General features: G+C 43.2%; 9 protein-coding genes. All 9 read right to left on the bottom strand.

Features of this window, described 5'->3' with window-relative positions; genetic code table 11:
- Positions 1 to 1,049, bottom strand: a 1,049-nt coding sequence (locus tag HUS66_RS17170; RefSeq protein WP_217488170.1) for a terminase large subunit domain-containing protein, incomplete at its 3' end; no start/stop codon positions are given.
- A gap of 83 nt (positions 1,050 to 1,132) precedes the next feature.
- Complete coding sequence (locus tag HUS66_RS17175; RefSeq protein ID WP_175072415.1) at positions 1,133 to 2,143, bottom strand: major capsid protein; 1,011 nt, start codon at positions 2,141 to 2,143, stop codon at positions 1,133 to 1,135.
- A 30-nt stretch (positions 2,144 to 2,173) separates the two neighbouring features.
- On the bottom strand, positions 2,174 to 2,503 hold the full coding sequence (locus HUS66_RS17180; protein ID WP_175072416.1) for a hypothetical protein: 330 nt from the start codon (positions 2,501 to 2,503) through the stop codon (positions 2,174 to 2,176).
- Positions 2,504 to 2,508: 5 nt separating this feature from the next.
- Complete coding sequence (locus HUS66_RS17185; protein ID WP_175072417.1) at positions 2,509 to 2,877, bottom strand: hypothetical protein; 369 nt, start codon at positions 2,875 to 2,877, stop codon at positions 2,509 to 2,511.
- 14 nt (positions 2,878 to 2,891) lie between these two features.
- Positions 2,892 to 3,230, bottom strand: a complete 339-nt coding sequence (locus tag HUS66_RS17190; RefSeq protein WP_175072418.1) for a hypothetical protein — start codon at positions 3,228 to 3,230, stop codon at positions 2,892 to 2,894.
- Positions 3,217 to 4,515, bottom strand: a complete 1,299-nt coding sequence (locus HUS66_RS17195; RefSeq protein WP_175072419.1) for a phage portal protein family protein — start codon at positions 4,513 to 4,515, stop codon at positions 3,217 to 3,219. Before HUS66_RS17195 ends, HUS66_RS17190 begins: the two co-directional genes overlap by 14 nt.
- A gap of 247 nt (positions 4,516 to 4,762) precedes the next feature.
- The gene (locus HUS66_RS17200) at positions 4,763 to 5,104 is read right to left on the bottom strand and encodes a hypothetical protein (protein ID WP_175072420.1); all 342 of its coding nucleotides are present in this window, start codon (positions 5,102 to 5,104) and stop codon (positions 4,763 to 4,765) included.
- 665 nt (positions 5,105 to 5,769) lie between these two features.
- A complete protein-coding gene (locus HUS66_RS17205; RefSeq protein WP_175072421.1) occupies positions 5,770 to 6,219 on the bottom strand; it encodes a hypothetical protein in 450 nt (149 codons plus the stop codon).
- 114 nt (positions 6,220 to 6,333) lie between these two features.
- Entirely contained in the window at positions 6,334 to 7,779 is a 1,446-nt protein-coding gene (locus tag HUS66_RS17210) for a helix-turn-helix domain-containing protein (protein WP_175072422.1), read from the bottom strand.
- Positions 7,780 to 8,300: the final 521 nt, after the last annotated feature.

Raw genomic sequence — 8,300 nt, forward strand, 5'->3', positions numbered from 1 at the left:
TCGTAAGAGCATTTGGTTAGGCGAGTCCAATCAGGATCAGCGTAACGACCACCCTTTTCAGGTTCAGGTTTAGTGGCTGCTAGGTCGGCGCTTCTAACAGTCGGCAATCCTAAAGGAACCTCTGATAGCTCAATCTCTTTGATGTCCTCACGCTTTAAGAAGCCTGCACCACCATCTGAAGCGAACCAGTTACCAAGCAACAGGCGTTCTTTTTCAATACGCTTCATGTTCTCAAGCTTGAAGATATATTCTGGCTGGAATTTCACTACTGCCGGGTTGTCATAGACGTTTGCTGCATAATAAACGAAGGAATAGGCACCTTTGGCAGCAGCCTTGCCGTACACCTCTTCAATCTCTTTACGGGATTTGAAGAACTGGAATTCCCCTTGAATCTGGATTAGATAGGTAGTTACTCCATCCATCCGAGTATTCGGAAGACCATCATCTAGGAGATAACCACCATCAACGAGCCACTGGCAAAGCGGAGAATTCCTGTTTGGATTGCAGGTTAGCCTTAACTGTTTCTTCTTAGAGCCCTTTCCGCGTAGCCTTGAGGTTACATACCAGATATCATCAATGTTTTTAATCTGAGCAGCTTCATCAATCAATGCAGAATGAATTTGCGAGCCTTGAAAGTCATTCTGGTTAGCCTTGAGGTAATGACACTTAACGAAAGAACCATTAGGAAAGCGCCATTGGTTATTAACCTGATTTGAAGAGGCACCAACGTTATCAAACATTCGGCAACCTTCTTCCCAGATTGAACCAGGGGCTTTGATCTGAACGAGCGATTCACGAAGGAGAAGACTGTTGTAGTTCTTCTGTTCGATACAGTCGATCATTAGCTTCAAAAGGGAAAGCCAGCTTTTACCTGAGGAAGCAGCGCCCCCGAAAAGAATTAGATCGTTGGTATCATCGTTCAAAAACATTTCCTGCTTCTTGCTCAAAGGTGCGAATATCTCAATATCTGAAAACAAGGTTTCTTGGTCGTGACAAAAGGTGAAATTCCTTTCCTTAACATTCCCCCTCTTTTGCTTTGTCTCTGCCATTTTAATTATCTCCTACTTTATTCTGGCAAATAAAAAAGGGCTGACCAGCAATCGCCAGCCAGCCCTCTAGAGGTGCTTAATATTTAAGCGGTGAAATCAACCTTGATGGTGCTTGCCACGCTTTCCAGAATCGGAAGGCTGTTGGTTTCACTCTCAATGGAAATGAAACGGTCGCGCTCATCACGAACCTGACGGCTAAAGGCACGCTGACCACCTTGGGAAAGCCCGGTAAGGGTGTTCTCAGGGCCGAAGAAGTGACGACCAAGGCGAGCACGCGGGACAAACAAACCTTCACCAGCGGGCAGGATCGAATCGCTAGAACCATCCGGCAGAGTGAAGCTATCGGAATAGTTAACGATGGTGGTGCTACCGAAATTGAAGGCTTGATAACCTGCCGCAACCTCACCGACTTCACCCAGCAGCGGGTTAGTACCACCCCAAGCATTCATTTGCATGGCGCGTTCAAAGTCAGGATTACTCAGCAGCCATTCATACAGGTCATCACCAGCGAACAGAACGAAGCCACGGGCAGAACCGCTTACAAGGCCGCTCTTAGCTTCTCGCTGCATTTGGCGGAACAGTGCCAGGGTGTCACCGTCAGCAGAGTGAGTAAGTGTCTTGGTGCCCTGAGAAACGCCGAGTTCACTGGCAAGGTCATAGGTGCCAAAGCTATCGGTAACAAGCTGTGCATTGAAAAGCATCTTTGCTTGCTGATAGGAATGGTGGTAATCAACCATCTCAGAATGATCCCCAAGGGCTTCCGCCACAGCAGCGGCAACGGTCTTTTCACTCTCACTGTCAAAAGCTCGAATACCGCCAAGCTGATCACGGGTAATGGTGGACTCAACCGGATAATGGGGAATCTTCAGAACGTGTTGATCAAAAGACTTATCATCGGTGGTGTTCTTGTCGGCAACGCTACGCAGCTTGTCATTAAGAACTTTCAGGGAACCTTGCTGAACATCAAAAGTGATATAGTCGCTGTTCACGGTACGGGTTTGAAAGAAGCCCATTGAACCAATCAGGGAAGGCTTAGCGGGAATCTTATTGATCGCTTCGGTACGATCCATGATCTTTTCATTATCTACCAGCATGATATTTTATCCTTATATTGTTATGAATTGTTACTTGTTAACTACTACGATGCCCGCATCTTCAAGCCAGCCTTGAACATCGGCTTCAGTAGCGTCGTTATAGTTGAGCTTTTGATGATCGACACTTGAGGGATTGCCACGGGTCATTACACGAACCGGGCCAGCAGAACCATCAGTCTCTTCAGCGAGGATGCCCAGCACTTCAGTAGAGGTTGCACTAACTTTGGTAGATGCATCTTCAAGGATGTCGCCAGCAGAACCCGCAACAGTGACATTTACTGCATCATACTGAATGTCATAATCGTTGGTATGTACCAGAAAGGTATCGCCCTTCGGGCCAATAGTATTGATTTTAGTCATAGGATTTAATCTCCATATCGTTCATTTAGAATTGTCATTAGATAGTCTTCACCATCTTCTTCTTCAGCTTCATTATCTGAAGTCTTTACCTCAACCTCTGATTCTTGTTTGAAATACTCTTGGGAATCGTTGATTGAATTTAGCTCTGTTTCTTTAGCTTCGATGATTTCCATTACATCTTTAAATTCTGGAATCTCATAAAGCTTTCGGAAGATGTGAATATATTCAGCAACAAGGTCATCGGAATAGAGGAAACCTTTCAGCTTTTCGTTAAGTTCTTTCTCAGAAATAGCACTGGTTTCTTGCTCTGTATTCTCTTGTTCCTCTTCCTTGGGTGGTTGCTTAGCCTTGCGGAGTTTGTCAAAAATACCCATATAAAAACCCTTAATTAATCAAAAATCTTATCCAAATCATCCCAGTTCTTTCTATCGGTATTCAGGATGATTGGAATAGCTGTATACTTTTGCGCATTCCGTTTATTGATTAGCTCTTGAAGACGATTCCCAAGCTGATCAACACTGGCCCTTGTCTCTGAGGCATCGCCGATTTTCCAACGGGAAGGCTGTAGAGCAATTTGATTAATGATTGCTTCAAGGGCTGCAATAGAAGTATCAAGAACGCTATTGCCATTCTCAGTAAGGAGGAAGGTGATAACCGTGTCATCTAGGTAGTATTCTTCAGAGTCTGTATCACCAATATTCAGACGAACTTGATCAAGTGGTGTCATCGTTATATTCCTCCCTAAGCCGTTGTGAAATAGAATCACCAACACCGCCCTGAGTAGGTGCATTGATTCTTTCTTTAATCCAACGATCTAACTCTCCCGTAGGTTCAATCAGGCCAGACATTCCAACTGCCTTCATGCCTTCAACAAACTCTTCAAAGCTGGGCTCTGAAATATCTTCAAATTCCACTTCAGGAAGGCGTTCATCTGTAAGACCATTAAGCTGAAAAGCAAGCTTGATAGCCTTCATAAACTCAGAAGCAATGGTGCTATGAACACCACGAAGGAAGTTTTCTAGAAGGACGTTCTTAGTGCTGCTAAGGCCGTATGAACCGCTGCCGCTATCGTCTTGACCAAGTGAAAGCACTGAGGCTTGAAGACACTGGAAAAGTTCACGGTTACAGCGATTGATAGATGCTTCAATCTCGAAGCCCTGACGATCAACACCCTTGATAGGCTGAACATCAAAAAGCTTGGCATTCCCTTCTGTAGTGTCACTAGGAAGGCATACGAAGGAAGATCGTCCCTGTCCCATCAATTCTGATTGCTTGATTAAGTTATCGACCAGTAGAGCCTGATCACTAGAAGGATCTGAAAAGTAGGAATTCAGATATTCGCTAGGAACCTCAACCTTCATGACACCAGCAAGGCTTTTAGAAGCGCCAACAAGGCCAAGCTCTCGATAGGTAGTCTTCTCCTTCCAAGTGCTGTAACAACCCCTGAGAAGTGATTTTCCTAGCGGATTATCGGGGTCTGCTTGGAACTGGAAGGCCAGCACCTTTGAACCATCAACCTCTTTCGGTGCCTTGGCTACGTTCTGGATCATCCCATCATTTTCAGGGGCGTTTAGAATAAGCTTCTTCAGTTCTCCCCGGTCATAGACATACTTATTAACAGACTGGAGACTGATAGGAGAAAGGGTCTTGAAGACTTGATAGCCATTCTTGCGCTCGAAGGTGACTTCCTGAAGGCTTGTACCGTATTCGACCAGGGTTAGGATGTTGTTCATTGTCCTGTTGAAGTTGTACGGCTCAAGATTCTTGAGGGATTTATTAAGGGCTTCAACAACCTCACGTTCTTTCTTAGTAGATCGAATGTGAGGCTTAAGGTAGAAAGGACGGTTTAGAACAGACTTGATGAAGCTTACCGAGCCACTGATAACACTGTCTTCAAGCATTTGGCGATAGGTTTTGAATTGATTTTCAATCCGAAGGTCTTCCTTGCCCATCTGTTGAATTGAATTGTGAATCTCAATGGGGTAGCTGTACTGTTTTGAATACTTTGTCATGAACTATCTTCCTTCTCGTATTTTTTTAAGTTATTTTCGAGCCTGTTTCGCCACCGACTAAAAGTGATTACCCAAGCACCACCATGGTTCACATACTTTTGCGAATGCTTATGTATATAGGAAAGGTCGTCGGGAAAGTTATCGAGCATGTATCTCAAATAGTTTCTAAAGTCTTTACCTACAGGCTCTGTGAGGATTCGGTTTTTGAATACATGCGGCGGGATATTAGAAAGTTTCTTATAAGGATTCATAGGGATACTGTCTCTCTACCGGCTGATAAATCATTTTCAATCTTCTCAGCTTGAAGCCTCAGACCTTTAGAAATATCTTTATTGAAATGATCAGAGAAGTTGAAATACTGGTTACAGACTCGAAGGGCTACGGCGTACTGCTGTTGGAATACTTCGTGGGCTTCGTGCGGGGTTTTGAAGATAGACCTCAAATCAGGCTCCCAGTTATCACCACGAAACATGATCGGGATATAACAGCCGTATACTTCGCGTACACCAATAGGAAGGTTTCCAGACTTATCAGGGAGTGTGAAAGCTTCGTTGATATACCTTGGAACGATGGTATTAGGATCAATCATTGCTTACTCCCCTTATTGTATCGAGCACGGTTGCATGAGATACAATTACTGTTGCATGTATATCTGAGGGAGGGACGACTAAGACAGTTTTTACAAGGATTCTCGGAAACGTAGAACTTGAACCCGAACCTTTTAGCATCCTGTTTAGTGATATAAATAGCGTCTTTGGCATTGTTGGTAGGCATTTTTAATACTCCATTGTTTTCAGTTTTATTTAAATGACAGGAAATAACCTATCCCTTTAAGCTCTTAGAACTGACAGCCCGTACTCACGGAGGAGGTAGCCGCTTTCAAACCGGGACTGACAGCATGCCTTCTCAACACGTTGCCTGACGCTTGAGAAATTAGTAAGGCGATAAGCCTAAAGGGATAGATTAAAGGTGAAGCCCCTAACAGGGAGACTGAAAGGGACTTCTGAGGTGAGGCATAACGTAAAGGAGAAGGATACGGTATACCTCATTGAAAGCTGTGCTGGCTTTTAATTTCACAACTCTCAATATTAGGAGAAGCCCCGCTAGGAACTGAAGGAAAACCTAACGAGACTTCTGGGGATGGACTCACAGAGGATGAAGACGGAATCTTGTAAGCCCTAGCGGTGCATATAAGCAAGAGGGCTCTTATATACACCTTCAAAAGCCAAACTGTCTGAAGGAATGACTCTCGAATTACTTCTCAAAGAGTGAAAATGTCTCTTTGAACTTAGGAGATAAAGTAATATCTGTTTTGCTTGTCTCGGAAAGATCACGGAGGGAATACCAATCTTCTACAGCTTTTTCTCTAGTAAGCCGGTTGGAGAATGCCCAACAGTAATTCGGATTGATCACTACCTTAACTTCACCTTTCTTCAGCTTCTCATCTGTCCTAGCTGTGTCAAACTCGATTAGCTGGGATTCAATGAGAGGCGTAAGAGTTACGTGAAGGTTCCTAGTATCAACCTGGAGATGGTCACAGAGATAGTCCCGCGTTACCTTGAAGCCTGATTCGTACTGGACTAACTCTGAGAGCCGTTTTAGAAGACGATATTTTGCCTTATTGAATTTAGGAAGCCCGTTGGAGTTACGTCCCGTGAGGGCTTCACTGACAAGATGTATTTTGTCAATCTCATTTTTAATCATTTGTTATTTACCCCTGCTTAAGTTCACCCCACTGTCAGGGAGTTATTTTTCTTTAACTTCTATTATTATTGTAATTAAATAAGCATAACTTCCGCAAGCCCTTTATGTAATTATTTAAGATACTTCTTTGAGCCAACGGGAAATAGTTCCTTTATTCTTACCAATCTCGTCAGCAATCTTCTGATAAGTCCAACCTTTATCGGACAGTTCTTTAGCCTTAGCTTTCAAGTCTTCCCTTTTTGCTGCTGCCTTGCTCTTAGGAGGATCTTGAACAATGCTCATATCAATATCACATTCGATTTGAAGTGCCTTTTCAATATCTCTAGCAGTCTGCACAGTAGGCACCACAGCAACAGTAGCGGTAGTCTGCCCTTCAAGCTGGCGCATTTCTGTACGCAGAATATATTGGCAAATCTGTTCGATATACCGGAAATACCGAATTGCTTCCTGTCCCTTATCAACATCAATACCAAGATGTTTCAACATAAAGATGTTCATACGGGCAATGATAGGCTCAGGATTACCATGTAGCACGTTAACAGTCCGGTGATACTTGTCATAATTGTTACTACCTCGAAGATCAAACTTTGTCCATTCTGCGTTAGGATGCTTCTTTTCGAGGTCTTTGTGATACATCCAAGAGAAGTGCTGAATCATTACGGGGTTATTTTCATGATAGCTCAGAGCTTTATCAATGATCTTGTATCCCCAGCAATTAGGCGACCACTTATCATCACCGTTCATCATCATTGCTTTAGAGAACTTATTACCCTTCACAAGAGGTACAATGGTCGGAGACATCTTGTAACCACTGAAGTCAGGAGTATACTTTGATCTCTTTGTCTTGAATCCACACGCTTTGATGTACAGGTTGAACAATGACTTTTCAATAGCATTGCCCATCACATGAAATTCATTGGCAAACTCAATAATGGGCTTCCAATTCTCATGGTCGTGAACAAGGAACATAACTTTACCATCTTCAGACATTTCCTTTTTCACGATAGCTGTTTCACTAAGAAGACCACCTAGAACAATCTGATAGGTATTATCTTCATTGCGGAAGCTATCAGCATACAAGTCATACGCTACCATTTCTGCTGAAGGTTCAATCTGACAGTTACCTGTAAGCTCTTCCATACCATCATCAAGGAGGCCATCAAAGAAACGCTTATAAGTGTTAACACCAACAGACTTATACACGTTATCCAGCACGTTAGGAACTTCGTCAATCACTACTTCCCAACCAACCAGATATTCAGGGTTAATATTCAATAGTGACTTCTGAGTAACGATCAGAACACAACCTTCACGGCCTTCAGTAAGAGCACGTTCAATACGAGCCTTTACAGATTCCTTATGGTAGTCCCTGCTGTTAATGCATTCGCTGTAATGTCCGTGTTCTTCAAACTCATCTTGGATACGGGTTAAGACACCTTCTCCAAGGTCGATAGTTGGTGCTGCATAAATGATATTTCTCAACCCATCAAGTTGATCGACGAATTGTTGAGTCTTACCGCTACCCATTAGAGCACTTGAATATTGAACTGTTTTAGTCATAGTTTGTTTCCTCTTATTGATTATTGGTCGTTACTTTCCGGTGCAGTAAACACCAAAAGGAACACTAAGATCAGACCCGGAAGGAGGCCGACCAAAGCCCGAGGAAAGCCCGAACCTTAGTATTCCTGTTGCTGTTTACTGTTGCTTTAGGACGCTGTTGAAAGGAAGCCCTTCCAAAGACTGTTGCAAAATAACTCTAAGGAGTCCCTTCTAAGGAAAATGCAACACTTCTCATTAGCACCTGATAAGTCTTATCAAAAGACAAACTTAAAACGCTGCTGGAAGGAATGTCTTAGCAAGACCTAGCACAGAATGTGTACTTTTATAACTATACTGCCCCTTCTAAGGAAAATTACACACCCTCTTAAAACACCCTTTAAGGAAAGAGGACGATGTAATGAAATGGAGTCCTCGATATTAGGAATCTTTAAAACACTTCCTTCAAACCTAGAAATCCCCGGTAAGCCTTGGTAGGCCCCGGTTATCTCTTTCCTGTCGATTTAATAATACTGTCGCATTTT

Origin of the sequence: Onishia taeanensis (genome assembly GCF_013349955.1) — a bacterium.
GTDB classification, from domain to species: Bacteria; Pseudomonadota; Gammaproteobacteria; order Pseudomonadales; family Halomonadaceae; genus Onishia; species Onishia taeanensis_B.

Excerpts from the sequence above, each read along its gene's own strand:
- HUS66_RS17200 (WP_175072420.1), bottom strand. The coding sequence starts at position 5,104 with ATGATTGATCCTAATACCATCGTTCCAAGGTATATCAACGAAGCTTTC.
- HUS66_RS17180 (WP_175072416.1), bottom strand. The coding sequence starts at position 2,503 with ATGACTAAAATCAATACTATTGGCCCGAAGGGCGATACCTTTCTGGTA.
- HUS66_RS17185 (WP_175072417.1), bottom strand. The coding sequence starts at position 2,877 with ATGGGTATTTTTGACAAACTCCGCAAGGCTAAGCAACCACCCAAGGAA.
- HUS66_RS17210 (WP_175072422.1), bottom strand. The coding sequence starts at position 7,779 with ATGACTAAAACAGTTCAATATTCAAGTGCTCTAATGGGTAGCGGTAAG.
- HUS66_RS17190 (WP_175072418.1), bottom strand. The coding sequence starts at position 3,230 with ATGACACCACTTGATCAAGTTCGTCTGAATATTGGTGATACAGACTCT.
- HUS66_RS17175 (WP_175072415.1), bottom strand. The coding sequence starts at position 2,143 with ATGCTGGTAGATAATGAAAAGATCATGGATCGTACCGAAGCGATCAAT.
- HUS66_RS17195 (WP_175072419.1), bottom strand. The coding sequence starts at position 4,515 with ATGACAAAGTATTCAAAACAGTACAGCTACCCCATTGAGATTCACAAT.
- HUS66_RS17205 (WP_175072421.1), bottom strand. The coding sequence starts at position 6,219 with ATGATTAAAAATGAGATTGACAAAATACATCTTGTCAGTGAAGCCCTC.